The 18986-nt window shown below is 36.4% G+C and carries 18 protein-coding genes; 14 read left to right on the forward strand and 4 right to left on the reverse strand.

Translation table 11 applies throughout. The annotated features are described in order from the left end of the window. Positions 1 to 58: 58 nt before the first annotated feature. The 3 genes from KRODI_RS02510 to KRODI_RS02520 form a co-directional block, all read right to left on the reverse strand. Entirely contained in the window at positions 59 to 910 is an 852-nt protein-coding gene (locus KRODI_RS02510) for a prephenate dehydrogenase (RefSeq protein ID WP_013749998.1), read from the reverse strand. A 78-nt stretch (positions 911 to 988) separates the two neighbouring features. Next, positions 989 to 2131: a pyridoxal phosphate-dependent aminotransferase gene (locus tag KRODI_RS02515; protein ID WP_013749999.1), complete on the reverse strand. Its 1143-nt coding sequence runs from the start codon at positions 2129 to 2131 to the stop codon at positions 989 to 991. Beyond that, complete coding sequence (locus KRODI_RS02520) at positions 2112 to 2945, reverse strand: prephenate dehydratase (RefSeq protein WP_013750000.1); 834 nt, start codon at positions 2943 to 2945, stop codon at positions 2112 to 2114. Before KRODI_RS02520 ends, KRODI_RS02515 begins: the two co-directional genes overlap by 20 nt. 394 nt (positions 2946 to 3339) lie before the next feature. On the opposite strand from KRODI_RS02520, the gene gldA reads away from it, so the two are divergent. The 14 genes from gldA (at position 3340) to KRODI_RS02590 (ending at position 17820) form a co-directional block, all read left to right on the forward strand. Further along, complete coding sequence (gene gldA / locus KRODI_RS02525; RefSeq protein WP_013750002.1) at positions 3340 to 4233, forward strand: gliding motility-associated ABC transporter ATP-binding subunit GldA; 894 nt, start codon at positions 3340 to 3342, stop codon at positions 4231 to 4233. Between the two features lie 144 nt (positions 4234 to 4377). Next, positions 4378 to 5220 carry a bacteriorhodopsin gene (locus KRODI_RS02530; RefSeq protein ID WP_013750003.1) on the forward strand — a complete coding sequence of 281 codons (843 nt, stop codon included), beginning with the start codon at positions 4378 to 4380 and terminating at the stop codon, positions 5218 to 5220. Positions 5221 to 5479: 259 nt separating this feature from the next. Next, on the forward strand, positions 5480 to 5749 hold the full coding sequence (gene rpsO / locus KRODI_RS02535) for a 30S ribosomal protein S15 (RefSeq protein ID WP_013750004.1): 270 nt from the start codon (positions 5480 to 5482) through the stop codon (positions 5747 to 5749). A gap of 447 nt (positions 5750 to 6196) precedes the next feature. After that, a complete protein-coding gene (locus KRODI_RS02540) occupies positions 6197 to 8422 on the forward strand; it encodes a polyribonucleotide nucleotidyltransferase (protein WP_013750005.1) in 2226 nt (741 codons plus the stop codon). Positions 8423 to 8790: 368 nt separating this feature from the next. Further along, positions 8791 to 9705, forward strand: a complete 915-nt coding sequence (locus KRODI_RS02545) for a GIY-YIG nuclease family protein (protein WP_013750006.1) — start codon at positions 8791 to 8793, stop codon at positions 9703 to 9705. 245 nt (positions 9706 to 9950) lie between these two features. Next, entirely contained in the window at positions 9951 to 10535 is a 585-nt protein-coding gene (locus KRODI_RS02550; RefSeq protein ID WP_013750007.1) for a response regulator, read from the forward strand. Further along, on the forward strand, positions 10526 to 11563 hold the full coding sequence (locus KRODI_RS02555; protein ID WP_013750008.1) for an ATP-binding protein: 1038 nt from the start codon (positions 10526 to 10528) through the stop codon (positions 11561 to 11563). Before KRODI_RS02550 ends, KRODI_RS02555 begins: the two co-directional genes overlap by 10 nt. 196 nt (positions 11564 to 11759) lie before the next feature. After that, positions 11760 to 12389, forward strand: coding sequence for a hypothetical protein (locus KRODI_RS02560; RefSeq protein ID WP_013750009.1), 630 nt, complete (start codon positions 11760 to 11762; stop codon positions 12387 to 12389). Positions 12390 to 12468: 79 nt separating this feature from the next. Continuing rightward, entirely contained in the window at positions 12469 to 13119 is a 651-nt protein-coding gene (locus KRODI_RS02565) for a hypothetical protein (protein ID WP_013750010.1), read from the forward strand. Positions 13120 to 13217: 98 nt separating this feature from the next. Further along, on the forward strand, positions 13218 to 13769 hold the full coding sequence (locus KRODI_RS02570; protein ID WP_013750011.1) for a DUF2262 domain-containing protein: 552 nt from the start codon (positions 13218 to 13220) through the stop codon (positions 13767 to 13769). Between the two features lie 87 nt (positions 13770 to 13856). Then, positions 13857 to 14711, forward strand: coding sequence for a phospholipase D family protein (locus tag KRODI_RS02575; protein ID WP_013750012.1), 855 nt, complete (start codon positions 13857 to 13859; stop codon positions 14709 to 14711). A gap of 27 nt (positions 14712 to 14738) precedes the next feature. After that, entirely contained in the window at positions 14739 to 15275 is a 537-nt protein-coding gene (locus tag KRODI_RS02580; protein WP_013750013.1) for a hypothetical protein, read from the forward strand. Positions 15276 to 15279: 4 nt separating this feature from the next. Further along, positions 15280 to 16155 (forward strand): CPBP family intramembrane glutamic endopeptidase, encoded by an 876-nt coding sequence (locus tag KRODI_RS02585; RefSeq protein ID WP_013750014.1) that lies wholly within the window; start codon positions 15280 to 15282, stop codon positions 16153 to 16155. 210 nt (positions 16156 to 16365) lie between these two features. Beyond that, positions 16366 to 17820: an FAD-dependent oxidoreductase gene (locus tag KRODI_RS02590; protein ID WP_041295598.1), complete on the forward strand. Its 1455-nt coding sequence runs from the start codon at positions 16366 to 16368 to the stop codon at positions 17818 to 17820. Here the strand turns inward: KRODI_RS02590 and KRODI_RS02595 are convergent. Further along, positions 17817 to 18491 carry a class I SAM-dependent methyltransferase gene (locus KRODI_RS02595; protein ID WP_013750016.1) on the reverse strand — a complete coding sequence of 225 codons (675 nt, stop codon included), beginning with the start codon at positions 18489 to 18491 and terminating at the stop codon, positions 17817 to 17819. The two genes, KRODI_RS02590 and KRODI_RS02595, sit on opposite strands and share 4 nt — an antisense overlap. Between the last annotated feature and the right edge of the window lie 495 nt (positions 18492 to 18986).

Below are 18986 nucleotides of genomic sequence, written 5' to 3' on the forward strand. Positions count from 1 at the left end.
ACATTTAATTTGTGCCGCTTCGGGCTTTTGATATTTACGCTTTCGCGAAAGCGCAAAACTATTTAATTCCGTTTAATATTTCCTTAATGTGGTTCGTGTTTTCCATCTCATCATGTACTCCTTGAAAATCGTCATTTTCTAAAAGCATTTTAAAATCGCTGAGATTTGCAATATATTCAGTTAACGTCTCTAAGACATTCTCTTTATTCTGTTTAAAAATTGAGGTCCATGTTACTGGGTTACTTTTTGCCAAACGTACGGTAGATGCAAATCCGCTGCCCGCCATGTCAAAAATATCACGCTCATTTTTCTCTTTTTGTATGACCGTCTTACCTAGCATAAATGCACTTATGTGTGAGAGGTGACTCACATATGCAATATGCTTATCATGAGACACCGGATCCATGTAGCGTATGCGCATGCCCATATTCTTAAATAGGTCGAGCACCTTTTCTTGCAGCTTAAAAGCTGTTTTCTCTACCTCGCATATAATATTAGTCTTCCCATTATACAAGCCTGTAATCGCTGCACTAGGTCCAGAAAACTCGGTTCCTGCTATTGGGTGACATGCAAGAAAGTTGCGACGCCTAGGGTGTGATGCTACTACTTCACAAATTGCTTGCTTAGTAGAACCCATATCTACCACAATCGTATCTTCTCCTATATGATTAAGAACGTCTGGTAGTACATGAATAGCAACATCTACTGGGATTGCTAGCACTACGAGGTCTGCTGTTTTAATATCTTCTAGTACGGCGCCTTTATCTATAAAACCTAATGACAATGCTTCGGCTACGTGGGCTTCACTTGCATCTATACCATAAATAGTTGCCGCAGGTTCTTGCTCGCGCAAATCTCGCGCAAATGATCCTCCTATAAGCCCCAACCCTATGATGTAAATATCTTTCATTATCTAAATATTACTCTCTAATTACTCAAATTCAATGTCTTACCAACAAAAACACCTCATATCCAGCTATTAATTATCTTAAAATCTACGTATTGCTTCTTTAATTTCTTCTTCTTTTACACAAAGACTAAACCTGATGTATCCTTTCCCCATCGTTCCAAAAATGGTTCCTGGTGTGATAAAAATGAATTTCTCCAGTAAGATGTTATCTATAAAGGCTTCGGCATCGATTCCTTCTGGCAGTTTTGCCCAGACAAATAATCCTACAGCATCTCTGTCGTATGTACAACCTAACCTTTCGGCAAGCTCATAAACTAGTTTACGGCGGCGTCCATAAATGGTATTGATATGCTCAAACCAGTCATCTCCTAAGCCTAAGGCTGCTACAGCTCCTTTCTGTATGCCGTAAAACATACCGCTATCCATATTAGATTTTACACGCAATACGTGTCCTATATTTTCGGCGCTTCCTAGTACCATTCCCACACGCCATCCGGACATATTGAAAGTCTTACTAAGACTGTTAAGTTCTAGGGCTACTTCAGACGCTCCTGGAACTGCTAGCAGTGATTGCGGATTGTCATTAAGTACAAAACTATATGGGTTGTCGTTAATTACTAGTATGTGTTGCGCTTTCGCGAAAGCGATCAATTCTTCAAAAAAACCATCTGGCACCTTAGTCCCAGTAGGCATGTGAGGATAATTTACCCACATTATCTTTACACCTGAAAGATCTTGAGCAGCCAGTGCTTTTAAGTCTGGCAACCATCCGTTCTCCTCATTAAGATCGTATGTAATTGCTTCTGCCTCCACAAGTCTCGTTACCGCAGCATAACTAGGGTATCCAGGATTAGGAAAAAGGACTTTATCACCAGGATTTAAAAATGCCATCGAGATGTGCATAATCCCTTCCTTAGAACCCATAAGTGGCAATATCTCAGTGTCTGGATTTGCGATTACTCCATATTGCTTTTTGTAGAAATCTGCCATGGCTCCTCGCAACTCAGGAATACCAGTATAACTCTGGTACTGGTGAGCCACACTATCATGTAATCCTTTGAGCATAGCTGCAACGGCTGCCGGAGGCGCCGGCATATCTGGACTTCCTATTCCCATATTGATCACAGGATGACCGTCTGCAATGAGTGCGCGAACTTCCTTTAGCTTTCGCGAAAAGTAGTATTCCTTGGTTTCCTGTAACCTATTTGCTGGTTGCATCATGCTTTCTGTTTTTGTAGGCTCCTAGTACTTTAAAGTCATTTGCCATGATCTCTAGTAATTGTACTGCCTTATTAAAGCTTTCTATTTTTTCAAAAGTTACATCTACAAAAAATGCATATTTCCACGGCTTCTCGATAATAGGCATGGACTGAATTTTTGTGAGATTCATCTTGCAATCACTCAGCACATTTAATATTGCCGCAAGACTACCACGCTTATGATCTGCCGAAAATCTTAGAGATGCCTTATCGATTACACCTTCTACTTGTTTTTTATCCTTATTTAAAATAAAGAATCGGGTTGCATTCTCATTAATAGTCTGGATAGACGCTTGTAAAATATTTAGTTTATAAATACTAGCTGCAACTGTACTTGCTATAGCTCCTATTCCTTGTAATTGCTTTTCTTGTATCTCTCTGGCTACGCCTGCGGTATCTGTATCTTCTACAAGCTTGATGTCTGGGTAGTTTCTAAAAAACTCACGACATTGTAAGATTGCCATAGGGTGTGACCACACTTCTTTTATATCTTCTATTCCTTGACCTGGTAGCGCCATTAACTGGTGCTGGATGTCAAGGTAAAACTCTCCTTCTATGTGCAAATCATGTTTATCTAGTAATGCGTAGTTAGGGAGTATTGACCCTGCGATACTATTTTCTATAGCCATTACAGCATCTTGTACTTCACCTTCTACTAGTGCGTCTACTAGTCTAGGAAAAGACATGCACTCCACCACAGCAACGTCTGTCCCAAAAAATTCTTGAGCTACCTTGTGATGAAATGATCCTTGTACGCCTTGTATTGCTACTTTCATAATTGTGCAAAAAAAAAGCCCTGATAAAATTTATCAGGACTTATTGAAATATTGAGTGTTATTAAATTAGCACAATATCAATCCTGATCTCTTCCCATAAAAGAAGAAATAGAAAAAATTGTTCCAATAATAAACGTTTGATAACATGTTGAATTATTTGACTGCTAAAGTAGAAAAAATATCTAATGAGCCAATTTATTTATATCCTTTTATGAAATATTTTTTATTAAGCGTACATTTTGAGGAATTATCAATGAAAGACTTATAAACTAATGAAAATGAGAATATGGTGTAGACCTATATCTAAAAATCTCTCTAGCTTAAATGATCATCACACTTTTAAATATTTCCTCCCGTTATCAATTCTTACATTTACAGTATAAAATACTCCTTTATGTCCATTATAGTAACAGACATCACAAAAATATATGGTAAGCAAAAAGCGCTTGATGATATTTCTTTTTCCTTACAAAAAGGTGAGATCGTTGGCTTTTTGGGTCCTAACGGTGCTGGCAAGAGTACATTGATGAAAATACTCACCACCTACCTTGCTCCTACGGCTGGGACGGCAACAGTGCATAACCACGACACAAAAAGTAATGTGCAAGAAGTGCGTCGTGCTGTGGGATACTTACCAGAACATAACCCACTATATGTGGAAATGTATGTGCGAGAATACCTTGCCTTTAATGCAGGAATTTATAAAGTTTCTAAAGAACGTATAGAAGAAGTAATTACCCTCACAGGACTCATCTCTGAGGCGCATAAGAAAATAAGCCAACTATCAAAAGGCTATAGGCAACGTGTAGGTCTTGCTACAGCTTTATTACACGACCCAGAAGTTTTGATACTAGATGAGCCCACTACGGGACTAGATCCTAATCAATTATTAGACATTAGGAATCTCATTAAAGATATAGGCAAGAAAAAGACGATATTGATGAGTACGCACATCATGCAAGAGGTAGAAGCCATTTGTGATCGTGTGATTATTATAAATAAGGGAACTATTGTAGCCGACAAAAAAATGACAGAGCTACGTGATGGACAGAAACAAATAGTCATTGCCGAATTTGATTATCGCGTAGAAGAAATAGCATTGAGCAGACTAGATAAAGTAGCCACTGTAAAAAACACTACAGGATTTGTTTATGAAATCACCTTTAATGCTCAAGAAGATATGAGAGCAAAGGTTTTTGACTTTGCTCATGATAATGACCTTAAAATTTTACAACTCAATCAAAAGAATGTAAGTCTAGAAGATTTATTTACAGAGCTCACTTCTTGATTAAAGAGTCCAATAAGCTGTTTATAACCCCATTAATCTTATTGTTTTCTTAATTTTGTTTAATTAATTATTAAATAAATTAAACAAACATATCTTAAGATGTAACTTTACGGTTATAGGAAAAAAACCAAAAAATAATCAGCTATGACACAAGAACTAGGGAATGCCAATTTCGAAAATTTCATTGGAGCTACAGAAGGATTTTCTGAAATTGCTTATCAATTTACATCACATATTCTTACGTTAGGGTACGCAGTGATGCTTGCAGGATTACTATACTTTATTCTTACTATCAAAAACGTAGATAAAAAATTCCAAATGTCGAACATATTATCGGCTGTGGTAATGGTATCGGCATTTTTGCTATTATATGCTCAGGCACAAAACTGGACATCAAGTTTTACCTTTAATGAAGAAGTAGGAAGATATTTTTTAGATCCGAGTGGTGATCTATTTAATAACGGATATCGCTATCTCAACTGGCTCATCGATGTACCTATGCTTCTCTTTCAAATTCTATTTGTAGTAAGTTTAACTACTTCAAAATTTAGCTCTGTACGTAACCAATTCTGGTTTTCTGGTGCGATGATGATTATTACTGGGTACATTGGACAGTTTTATGAGGTAAGTAACTTGACTGCCTTTTTAGTATGGGGAGCTATTTCATCTGCTTTTTTCTTTCATATTTTATGGGTTATGAAGAAGGTAATTAATGAAGGAAAAGAGGGAATTTCCCCAGCAGGACAAAAAATACTTTCTAACATCTGGATCTTATTTTTAATCTCATGGTTCTTATATCCAGGAGCTTATTTAATGCCATACTTAACAGGAGTAGATGGATTTTTATACAGTGAAGACGGTGTGATGGCACGACAACTCGTATATACAATTGCAGATGTATGTTCTAAAGTAATATACGGTGTACTATTAGGTAACCTTGCAATTACACTAAGTAAAAACAAAGAGTTGGTTGAAGCAAATAGCTAATTATAAAGAGTAACTCAAAACATCAACAACATTAAAATCACGCTAATCGGTATTACCCATACCCTTTAACGTGATTTTTTTGATATACAAACACTTGATAATTCTATAATTGCAATTAAAAAACTAACACTAAAAGGTCTTATTTACAGAAATGGCTGTAAATTAAGCGTCAACTGTTTGATAATACAAAGAATAATGTATCTTTGCACGCTGATAGAGACGCTATCAATACATGAATTTCATTTAAAATAATACTGGAATGTATTTAACAAAAGAACAAAAGCAAGAGCTTTTTGCAAAACACGGTAAAGGAAAGCACGATACAGGATCTGCTGAAGGTCAAATCGCAATCTTTACACAACGTATCTCACACTTATCAAACCACCTGAAAACAAATCGTAAAGATTATGTTACAGAGCGTTCACTAGTAATGCTAGTAGGTAAGCGTCGTTCATTACTTGATTACTTAATCAAGAAAGACATTTTACGTTACAGAGCTATTATTAAGGAACTAGGTATCCGTAAATAACAATTTTTTAAAAAGGGAGCCTCACGGCTCCCTTTTTCTATATATTGAATACCGATGTTTTGAGAGATACGCTTTCGCGAAATTTCAAAACGGATCACATTCTGAAAATACAGTACTACTAAACTGTAATGGTTAGTTACTAAAATTTTCAGATTTTTGCCTCAAGGTAAAACATATTACATAAGTCCTTTTGTATGATTACACATCATAACAAAACGGCAGAGAAAGCTTTCACAGCTAGTTTTTCATTGGTGTCAGATTTTTGGGAAGTAACTACCCTTTAATCATCCCGTATCTTTTTGCAGATACATCAACTACACAACGCAACGACACATGGAATACCCACGAAGGGTATTCTACCATTAACAATTTTCGCGAAAGCGGGATTACAATAATCCTTTGCACGTGGGAATATCTCGACATAGATCGAGGTGAAAAACAAATTTTATGATTCCAAAGGTTTACAAAGAGGTCATTGACCTTGGTGATGGAAGAGAAATCTCTATCGAAACAGGAAAACTTGCAAAGCAAGCACACGGATCTGTAGTAGTACAGTCTGGAAAGTGTATGTTGCTTTGTACTGTAGTATCAAACTACGAAGCAAAAGATCTTGACTTCTTACCACTTACGGTAGATTACCGTGAGAAGTTTGCAGCAGCAGGTCGTTACCCAGGTGGTTTCTTTAAAAGAGAAGCTCGTCCATCTGACGGTGAAGTATTAACAATGCGTCTTGTGGATCGTGTACTACGTCCATTATTCCCAAAAGATTACCACTCTGAAACTCAGGTGATGATCCAGTTAATGTCTCATGATGATGACGTTATGCCAGATGCAATGGCAGGTCTTGCAGCAAGTGCTGCTATCCAATTATCTGACTTCCCATTTGAGTGTGCTATCTCTGAGGCTAGAGTAGGACGTGTAAACGGTGAGTTTATCATTAACCCTACAAGAGCTCAGCTAGAAGAGTCTGACATCGATATGATGATTGGAGCATCGGCAGATTCTGTAATGATGGTAGAAGGTGAGATGGATGAAATTTCTGAAGAAGAAATGGCAGACGCAATTAAATTTGCTCACGATCACATTAAAGTACAGTGTGCTGCACAGCTTCGTCTTGCAGAAGCTTTTGGTAAAAAAGAAGTACGTGAGTACCCAGCCGAAAGAAAAGATGCAGACCTTAAGCAAAAGGTACACGACATGGCGTATGATAAGGTATATGCAATCGCACAAGCCGGATCTGCAAAACATGAGCGTAGCGCTGCTTTTAAAGAAATTAAAGAAGAAATCAAAGCAAGTTTTTCTGAGGAAGAACTTGAAGACTTTGGTGATCTTGTATCTAAGTATTACCGTGCTGCCGAAAAGGCTGCAATACGTGATCTTACACTTAATGAAGGACTTCGTCTTGATGGTCGTAAGACTACAGAGATACGCCCTATCTGGAGTGAGGTAGATTACTTACCATCTGTACACGGATCTGCAATCTTCACACGTGGAGAAACTCAGGCACTTGCTACCGTAACACTAGGTACGTCTAGAGATGCAAATAAAATAGATATGCCATCACATGAAGGAGAAGAAAACTTCTACCTTCACTATAACTTCCCTCCTTTCTGTACAGGTGAGGCAAGACCTATACGTGGTACTTCACGTCGTGAGGTAGGTCACGGTAACCTTGCACAACGCGGTCTTAAAGGAATGATCCCAGCAGATTGTCCTTATACAGTACGTGTAGTGTCTGAGGTGTTAGAATCAAACGGTTCTTCATCTATGGCAACTGTTTGTGCAGGTACTATGGCAATGATGGATGCAGGTATCCAGATGACGAAGCCAGTTTCTGGTATCGCAATGGGTCTTATATCTGATGGTGCTTCTGGAAAGTATGCAGTACTTTCTGATATCCTTGGAGATGAAGATCACTTAGGAGACATGGACTTTAAAGTAACAGGAACGGCAGACGGTATTACGGCTTGCCAGATGGACATTAAAGTAAAAGGATTGTCATACGAAATTCTTGTAAATGCATTACAACAAGCACGTGCAGGTCGTTTACATATCCTTGATAAGATTACAGAAACAATTGCAGCTCCACGTGAGGACGTAAAAGAATACGCTCCTAAAATGGTAGGTGTACGTATTCCTAACGAATTCATTGGTGCGTTAATAGGCCCAGGAGGAAAAGTAATACAAGAACTTCAAAAAGAAACTGGAACTACCATCGTGATAAACGAAGATCCTGTAACAGAAGAAGGTATCGTAGAAATCTTAGGAACAGGACAAGAAGGTATCAACGCCGTACTTGCAAAGATAGACTCTATTACATTTAAGCCAGTCGTAGGTAATACGTACAAGGTGAAGGTAATCAAGATGCTAGACTTTGGTGCCGTAGTAGAATATCTTGACGCTCCAGGTAACGAAGTACTTCTTCACGTATCTGAGCTTGCTTGGGAACGTACAGAAAATGCGTCTGACGTAGTTTCTATGGGTGACGAGCTTGACGTAAAATACTTCGGTATAGACAAGCGCACACGTAAGGAGAAAGTATCTCGCAAGGCGTTATTAGACAAGCCAGAGGGTTACACTCCACCAGCTCCTAGAGAGCGCAGCAATGATCGTGGTGGTCGTGACAACCGTGGTGGTCGCGATAACAGACGTGATGATCGTAAGAGAGATTAATTCTCATATAGCTGTAAGTCTTTAAACACTTACACTAATCAATAATAGAAAATCGGTTATCCTTCACAGGGTAGCCGATTTTTTTGTGCTACGCTTTCGCGAAAATGTGAGCAAACACAACACTTCCCAAGGCATCATTAAAAATAACTTGTAAAAATATAGTCATAATGAGGAAATACGTAAAGGAGATTGGTTCTAGTAGTGTATTTTAGTAGGCTGATGATTTGAGGTGCTGTGGTTTAGTTGTTTTTATGGCTAAATGTTAGATGTAGTGCTTTGAGCAGAATTTATTATCGCTATCCCTATTTTGTAGGAATGGAGCAGCCTGAATAGCTTATATACAAGTTGCCAATAATTAATCGAAACAAATGACATTAGGAAAAAGCATTAGAATTTATTTAAAGGAGGGCAGCGTTACCGGAATCAAATTTGCTGAAGTTGTTAATCAGACAATTCAAGCACTTTCTTGTCCGAGAACGAAAATATCAGACTTGAATAAACACTTTTCTAAAGAGATAAATACGCAAGGTGTTTATTTCTTAATTGGATATGAACAAGATACTTCTAAACAAATAGTTTATGTCGGAGAAGCTGAGAATGTTTGGGATAGATTAAAAAATCACGATTCTAAAAAAGATTTTTGGAATGAAGTAATTCTATTTACCAGTAAAGATGATAACCTCACAAAGTCCCATATAAAATATCTTGAGAGTAGAATTGTTCAAATAGCGAACGAAACAAAAAGATATGGACTAAAAAACGGCAATAACCCAACATTAAGCTCCCTTCCTCTTCCTGACAGAGATGCTATGGAAGAGTTTTTATCCAATATTAGAGTTCTTACAGGAACCCTAGGTCATAAGTTTTTGGAAAACCCTATTGCATTCAGAAATATACCTGATACTAGTAATACACAAAAAACAACTAAGGACAACAATCTAGTGGCAAATCCATCTGAAGATTTAGAATTAAATTTAGTAGTAAGCGGAATTGAAGCTAATGCAATACAAACAAACGAAGGACTTGTAGTTTTTGAAAATTCAAATGTTTCTAAAAATCCAACAAAAAATTATGGATATGGAAACCTAAGGGACTCTCTAATTGCAGAAAACGTAATTCAATCAAAAACAAACGGAGATTTATATTTTGCAAGAAATTATCTGTTTTCAAGTGCTTCAGCTGCAGCTGCAGTAATACTTGGATATTCTGTGAATGGAAGAAATGTTTGGAAAAATGACGAAGGACTATCTATAAAGGAAATAGAAAAAAGTGAGCTAAACTAATCACTGCAATAATACATATAAAAAATAGCGCAAGTCGTTGATAATATTAACAATTGGACATTTTTGGGAAATCACCAGATTTATAGTTTTGACGACTTTTCAATAAAAAAGATGAATAACAAATTTAAAAATATGGCTTGCGCTTAATCTTAAAATAATCGCTAATATTCACGCTACGAGCCATATAAACAACCGTTGTGGTTAATATGATAACCGACCAAGAAATTAACTAACATTAAACAAATATGATTGAATTTTTGAAAAGTAATTACGAATGGCTATTCGGAGGAATTGGAGTGACTGCACTATTTTTTATACTGGATAAGTTTGTTTTTAAAAATAAAGAGTCTAAACCTAAAGAAGAAAATAAAAACGTAAACAAAAATTCAATAACGATACATAATAATCTTGTAAGCAATGGGACAGAAGAAAAACAAGAAAATGGAAATAATGAATCGAAGAATAAGATTAGAATTTTGTTTGTAGATGACGAACACACAAAATTCAAGATGGTTTCTATTTTAAAAAAAGCAGGTTGGAGAAACACTAAATCAATTAAAGATATTACAGATTTAGATGATTATAAAGCCAAAGAAGCAGATATAATATTCGTTGACATAAATGGTGTAGGAAGGACATTATTCGAAGACCAAGGTCTGGGATTAGCTTCTGCATTGAAGAAAAAATATCCACAAAAGAAAATTGTTATTTACTCTTCAGAAACAAAAGGAGACAGATTTCATAAAGCATTGCGCGAGGTAGATGATTGTTTGTCAAAAGACGCAGAACCTTATCAATTTGTTAATTTAATCGAAACCTTATGTCAATAAAACATTTTTCTGTTAACGATATCAAAGAAAAAAATATAGCTTCAAACTTAACAGATGAATGCCAGAACTGTTATTCTAAAACTGACCACGAAGGAAGGTTAATGGAATGTCCCTTATACAAAACCAAAAGACGTAATGGGAAAATCTCTAACAAAAACGGAACTACTTTTCTTTGTTGTGCAAGTACAAAAACCACAAAATTGTTTAAAGGGAAATTAGAAGCTTTGTCATATGCTTATTATGATTTAATTCTACCCATTGAGACCATACAAACAAACTTAAAACTCAAGGAACAAAAGCGAGTAAATCGTTTAGTACACAACTTAACTACAATTAACGCAAAAAATATTCAAGAAATCTACGATTTAGTACCACAAGAAATACTTACTTCTGACTTTAATACACAAATACCTAAGATATCTGAAATAGTTAAAAGTAATCCAAAAGACACCGCTTTAATGTTTTTGAGGTTAGCTAAACATAATATTCATATGAAATCTGAATTTTCTATTTACAGAAAACTTGATAGAGCAAATCCTACTTTAGAGAAAAGAAAACATCCAATTCACAAAGTACTAATGAATGTTTTGCATTCATTTTTTATAGATTTTTCAGACAAAGAAGTTTACGTTAATGTTGGCGAATGCAGAAGTTCAATTAATTGTGATTATGAATCATTACAGGTCGCTCTTTATCATTTAATTGAAAATGCTTCAAAATACGTTAGACCAAAATCTACGATTGAAATAGTCTTTAATGAAATTCAAGAAAACATTTTTGTCCATTTTAAAATGTCAAGTTTATTCATTGAAGAAAGTGAATATGACAAACTTTTTATTGAAGGATTCTCTGGTATTGAAGCAAAAAAGACATCAAAAGATGGAGAAGGAATTGGAATGTGGAGAATTAAGCAAATGCTAGAATTAAATGACTTTTCCATTGAAGTAAAAGCTGGAAAGCAAATAGAAAACTTGAATGGTTTCAAATTCGCAAGTAATGAATTCATAATTAGACTAAAAAAATACTAACCATAACAAAGAACTAAGTTTAAAACAAGCCTCTTTAAGCTACTCCTGATCTATAGTTTTCATCATAAGGTCTTCCTGATGCTATGATGGAAAAGGATTGTTCTAAGATCTTGTTTTTAGCGCTACTTTTTATATAAGAGACGTTGGCTTCAATGCAAGAGTAAATTTTCGGAATCAAAAAAAATAAACAAAAAATATGGCTGAGTGTATAACTTGTGGAGAATACACAAAATTTAATGGTGGACTATGTTTTTCGTGCTACAAAAAAGACGGGAAATCAAAAGAATTATTAGTTGAAGAAAAAGAACCAAAAAAAGAGAAAATTAAAACATCAGAAAATAAATCAAAGGAAAATCCTTGGATTTCAGGAGTTATAAAAGGTCGAATTGCGGAAACTATTGTTGAAGAATTATTTCGCTCACTTGGATTTCAAGTATTTAGTTATGGAATGGAAAATTCGATTCCAGGAATTAAAGACCTATTAAAAGGTGTTAGAGGAGATGTGTCGAAAAACATAAGACAAATGCCTGATTTTGTAGTGTTCAAAGATAATCAAGCTCATTTTATTGAAGTTAAATATCGAGCTAGTGGAGAACTAAGATTAAAGGATATTGCTAAATATGGAGATTATCCATTTGAGAATGCACTTTTTGTCCTTGTTACTAAAAAACATATTAAGTGTATTTCATACAAAGAATTGAGTGATGGAAAAGAAATCACTTCGACTTCTCATAATTATTTAGGGAAACGAAAGGAGTTCGATACTGATAAGGAATTGATTATAGAATACTGTAAGTATGCTGTAAAATTTTTTGAAAATGTATAGATAGAATTACATAGTAGAGAAAAAATTAAAAACTGAGTTAAAACAAACCCTCCTAAACAAAACCCAAACCCACCACCACATGTTTGAAAAATCAAAATCCTTCTTATACAGAATCGTGTTTATGATTTTGTTTGTTGTACTCGCCAAGACCTGCGTCACAGACTATATACATGGTGGTGATGAGTATAAAATAAGCGAACTAGAACAAATGATTAGTGAGAACACTGTGGTCACTGCAAGCTTATCAAATGAGTACACAGAGTCCACAGTGGCAAGTGTGGTTAAACTGTATAAGTTTGACTATAGATTTGATCTTAATGGTCAATCTTACACTGGTAAAATCACGCTCAACGCTATACCTAACACTAATCAACTCAACATCTACTACCTAAGCGATGACCCTAGCATTATCGCTGCAGATCCTTATGAAGCCATCGCAAGAGAAAAGGAAAAAGGAAGCTCCATTTCTGAGCTACTCATAGGGATTGTTTGGGGAGTGCTCGCCATCATATTATTAATCTCCTTAATAGCTACCATAAAAAGTACAAAGACACCAAAAGACCCTAATAGCGAAACTAAAACAGCTGCTCAAAGCATTAAAACTCGCACAAAGAAAACAGCAGCAGCGCCAGTTCCAGAAATCTCACCAGAAGAAGAACGCCTACGCGCCCTTGAGAAAGAACGTATCCGTAAAGAAAAGGAGGATCCATCTAGGTTTATGCCTAAGTAGTTGGTAGTTGGTAGTTGGTAGTTGGTAGTTGGTAGTTGGTAGTTGGTAGTTGAAGGAGTTAATTTTTTGTTTCAAATAAGTCAGCTCACAAAAAACATATGAGACTATTTTCAAGATTCAAAAACAAAGGGAATTTTAAGTTATCTATAGAAGATTTCACCACAGAGAAAGACGAGTACGAAGTTGAGTCTGTAAGTTTTAGCGGTGACTTTTTTGATAAGTTTCCTCAGGTAGATAAAGAAGAATCACGTCTTAGAAAAGCAGTTTTAATTACTAAAACAGCCATTGTTGCAATATTTGGAAAGGATGTAGAAATACGTTTTGACCCAACAGAAATTACAATTAGTGAAGAAAAATTTGTCAATCAAATAAACTCAAAGCTACAATGGATTGCACAAAACGAACACAAAATAAATAGTCGCATTGCGAAAAAACTACTTGATTTAAAAAACGATAGTTGGTTAGAAGAAAACCAAGCTAAACTAACCAAAGAACAATTTATCACAGCAATAACGCTCAAATCAATTTCCTTTTTTGAAGATATAAGTTGTGAGCTTATATTTGATGATGGAGATTTATTTTGGCAACATGAAATTATAGCAAATTTAAGTAGTAAAAATAAATTAACAGATGCATCCATACGTGGTTAGCGTATGAGATGGTCAGGATTAACTTAAAACTTTAGTTAATTATTTTCAACTTCACTAAAAAAAAACAAACGCAAAAGAATATTATCAATGGGTAAATTTATCACTGGCAAAGAATTAGAAGAAGCCATTTACAATACTATATGGGAAACCGAAAGTGAATTACTTATTGTTTCCCCATTTATAAAACTTGATGATTATTTTAAAGAACTTTTTGATAAACACGAAAACAATCCAAAAATACATTTGACTTTAGTTTTTGGAAAGAATGAAAAAGCAGTACGAAAAAGTATGAGTAAAGCTGATTTCGACTATTTCAAAAAGTTTTTAAATGTTAGTATAATCTACGTTCCGAACTTACACGCTAAATATTACGGAAACGAGCATCAAGGAGTAATTACCTCTATTAATCTTTATGATTATTCATTTAAGAATAATATTGAATTTGGAGTTTACTCACAACAAAGCCTCTTGGACAGATTTAAAACCTCTGCTGATAATGATGCTTGGGAAGAGTGTATGAATATCGCTGAAAGCGGAGAGGTGGTATTTATTAAAAGACCTGTTTTTGAGACTAAAAAAATAATTATAAGTTTAGGAAAAAACTATATAAAATCAGATGTCTTATTTGACTCAACTGAAAAGTTTTATGGTTTTTTCAAAAATCAAAAGTTCGAATATAAAAAATTAACAGATTTTCCTGAAGAACTAGAATTAGGTTCAAAAACATATGTAAGACCAGAAAGAGAAATACAACAAAGTGATGAATATGGTTTTTGCATTAGATCTGGTAAAAGAATAAAATTCAACCCAAAACAGCCGATGAATAAAGACTCATGGAAAATTTGGAACGAGTATGGCAATAAAGATTTTCCAGAAAAATATTGTCATAAAACAGGGAGAAAATCTAATGGAAATACATCAATGCGCAAACCAATATTGTAAAATAATAAGCATTTAAAAAACTATCAATTGAAAAAACATCTCCTTATCATATTCACTTTACTTGTAAGCCTTCAAAGCTTCTCTCAAAGAAAATATCAAAAGAGTGAATATTCGAAATACCTAGAACAACATCCTTTCGGCTCAATATCTGATAATTATGTATTAATTCTTTCTGGTTATTTTGATGATTGTGGAGAATTTGGTGGACACGAAGAAACTATCGAACTTACACGAATTGACAAAAAACTAACGGCCATCATCACCGTTTTTGATAATAATTGTAGTGGAAATACCGCAGCAAAATTAGATGCACAGTCCTACTTAGTTAAAGAAGCTACTGTACCTCTTTTTCAAGATTATTTAAATCAATTATTGACAAAGAGCTTTGCTTATTATATTCCTTATCATGCAGGAAACACCTATAAAGCAACTCTAGATTTCAAGAAAACCAACGATAACAAAGAGGACGATGATACATTTAAAAGAGTACACCTTGTATATCCCAGTGTAGGCTCAAAATGGCCTGCATTCGAGAAACTAAAGCACAACATCATCAATCAATAACTAAATGCCTCAAAACACCACACCTCAACCACCCATAAACAAGCACGAAGGCTGGATACGGGTACTTGCCATTATCCTTCCTTACCTATTTATTGTTGGTATATTTCAGCTTATAGGCTACTATGTTATTGGCATAGATTATAATGAGCTTCCTACACAGAAGTCTCCTTTCCAGTTATTTGTAGGCACCATATTCTCCTTAATAGGAACACTTACTGTGATATGGATTTTTATAAAATTTGTGGATAGAAAACCATTTATTGAGTTAGGTTTTGCGCTAAAAAATAGGAAGAAAGACATTATCGCTGGTCTACTCATAGGTGCGGTAATCATGGCGCTGGGTTGTCTTATCATGTTATCACTAAGCGAAATTCAATTTAAGGGCTTCCATTGGGATGCTACACAGCTACTGTATGCCATCCTCACGTTTGTAAATATTGCGATATTGGAAGAGGCACTGCTGCGCGGTTACGTACTACGCAACCTGATGATTTCTTTTAATAAGTACATCGCTCTTATTGTATCGGCGCTGCTGTTTTCACTGCTTCACGCAGCAAATCCCAATGTAGATATGTTTGCGCTAGCCAACTTATTCCTTGCCGGCATTTTGCTAGGAATCTCTTATGTGTACACAAAGAATTTATGGTTCCCTATTGCGCTGCATTTGAGCTGGAACCTTTTTCAGACCTTGTTTGGTTTCAACGTGAGCGGCATTGATTCGTATCATCTTATTGAAATTAGCATCACAGAAAATAACCTACTTAATGGCGGCCTTTTCGGTTTTGAGGGCTCCATATTTTCTATCATTTTTCAGGTGATTACTATTATACTCATCGTGTGGTACTACCAAAAAAATAAGGACTCTTCAGTGCTAGAATAATAAACTGTTTTCTACTATTACATATCGATTTCATAAGAGCTTATGGGGAATGAGTACGCTTTCGCGAAAGCGTGATTACCCACATCAAACCTCTTTCACCGTCATACAAATTAGAAATTAAGCGGCTCGGTGCGCTCTAAAAATGCCACCTTACCAACTAAAATAAGTACCTTATCCAACAAAAGAATAAGCAAACAGTACCTCAAACGAGTGAACACCTCATCACATACAAACCAAAGTTGGGCCGCCTGTACCGCATGTAATGGGCAGGGAAGTAAAAGTCAGCGACTTCGTAAGAAAGTGCGCTTAGCTTACCAGCGAGCGGTTGCGGCTTATGAGGAATCAGATAAAAAGGGTACCGCTCCTACTCGACCAAAAAGGCACCAAAGCAAATGCACTGAATGCAACGGCTCTGGTATCATCCCAGCACCATCTCCACCTACGCCAGATACAGATCACTATCCTCATGTGGCAATTATAGGTGCTGGTATAGGTGGTGTGGCGCTAGCGGTGGCTTGCTTGCATCGTGGGATTCCGTTTACACTATATGAACGTGATAAAAGTTTTGACGCACGTTCACAAGGCTACGGTCTCACCTTGCAACAAGCGAGCAAGGCAATCGAAGGTTTTGGATTCACTCAGTTAGATGAGGGAATTGTGTCTACTAGGCATCTCGTTCATACTCCAGAAGGAACCGTCGTAGGGGAATGGGGCATGAGAAAATGGATGGAAGAAGATGATGATGCAAGCCCGAAGCGCACAAATATTCACATAGCCAGGCAGTCATTGCGACTTGCGTTGTTAGAACAACTGGGCGACTCACCACATATACAATGGGGACATCAATATATGGGGCATACCAGCGCTCAAGATGGAACTGTAGCTGTAGCATTTCAAGTAGATGGACATATTAAAACTACAAAAGCCCATCTCATTGTAGGCGCAGACGGCATACGCAGCGCAGTTCGTAACACAATCATAGAGGAGAAAACGTCGCCATTACAATACCTGGATTGCATGGTGATTTTAGGTATTTGTTCACTAGATGAACTAAATGATGTGAAAAGTACGCTACTAGATCAAGCAACGGTTTTTCAAACAGCAAATGGTCACGAGCGCATATACATGATGCCTTACGATAAGGATGCTATCATGTGGCAGCTTAGCTTTCCCATATCAGAGCAAGAAGCAATGGCGTTAAATACTGCCGGTCCCGCAGCACTTAAAAAAGAGGCTATCAAGAGAACGCAATGGCATGACCCTATCCCACAAATCATGGCAATGACTCCAGAAGCCTTAATTTCTGGTTACCCTGCTTACGACAGAGTACTATTAGAACCCGAAACTTTGCAAAATGCTGGAGCAATCACCTTGCTAGGCGATGCTGCGCACCCTATGAGCCCTTTTAAAGGACAAGGAGCAAATCAGGCACTTCTTGATGCGCTGGCGCTAGCCAGAGCAATCTCGGCAGGCTGTAAACAGGGATCAAACTGGCAAGAAAGAGGATTAAGAGAAAGCGTACTCAACACTTTTGAAAAAAGCATGCTAGAACGCACCGCCTCAAAAGTAACCGACTCCTCAAAGGCAGCTGCTTTTTTACACTCTCCTGTGGTACTTGAAAAAAACAATGCCCCTCGCGGAAAATCCTTTAGAAACAAGGATTAAAACATTGTATAAAGAGTAGTAACAATTCGCCCTTTGCCATCACTTGGATAGGTGACACTCAGCTCTCGTTCTTCCAACACCTTCATATTAAAAGGCTGCATTAGCAGTTGGACACCGCTATTCTTTTTTAGTCTAGTTCCCTGGCCAGAAATGATATCTTGATTGGGTTCAAAATCACCATCAGGCAGATGTTCTGTGAGAATTACATATTTAAAGGATGCCAACTTACCCACAACACACGCTATTTCACGATTTGATAGATGTTGTAATACCTGTCTTAATAATGCGCAATCGCCCTTAGGAAGTACTTCAGTAGCAATGTCTATACATTCAAAATTGAGTCGTTCATTTTTAAACGTAGCTTTATTGTGCTCAATGAGCGACGCAACAATATCTACACCAGTATATTTCTCCGTGTATGGAACAAGCTTGCTACCTATATTAAAATCCCCACAGCCTAGATCACATACTACAAGTGGCTCTTTAAAAGAGCTAAGAAATTCCGTGACTGCCTCCACATATGGAACAACAATCTCAGGGTGGTGGGACCCTTCTCCAGAGTAAAAAGCAGAAACACCAGCTCCCCAAAGGTTCAAATCATACACCTGCTCCATCGCCTTTTTAGTAGGCCATGGTTTTTTTGATTTTACCGAGAGATTATCTTTTGACATTTAAAACGCTTATAAAGCTCAAAGTACTAACATCTATCCTTCACCTGCAACCCATCAGATACGTTGGATTAAAATATCGCTATGGTAAATGGTACTCAAGCATTGGTGTATCACGCTTTCGCGAAAGCGTAACCTCTAAAATTACTACTCATAAGAAAACAAATAAAAGTCCCTCTTTGAAGAGGGATTTAGGAAGATGTCCGTAAAGAGAAACTTAATAACAACTTACCACAAATAAAAACAAAGAACCCTTGCTCTGTCAAGAGCAAAATGCAACCCATACAAGAAAAAAAGTCCCTCTTTGAAGAGGGATTTAGGGAGATGTTCGCAAAGAGAACCTCAATAACAACTTAACACGAATAAAAACAAAGACCCCTTGCTCTGTCAAAAGCAAAGAGCAACCCACAAAACAAATAAGAAGTCCCTCTTCGAAGAGGGATTTAGAGAAATGTCCGCAAAGAGAATCTAAACAACATTTATCTATACTTGGATAAA

The sequence above is a fragment of the Dokdonia sp. 4H-3-7-5 genome (genome assembly GCF_000212355.1).
GTDB lineage: Bacteria > Bacteroidota > Bacteroidia > Flavobacteriales > Flavobacteriaceae > Dokdonia.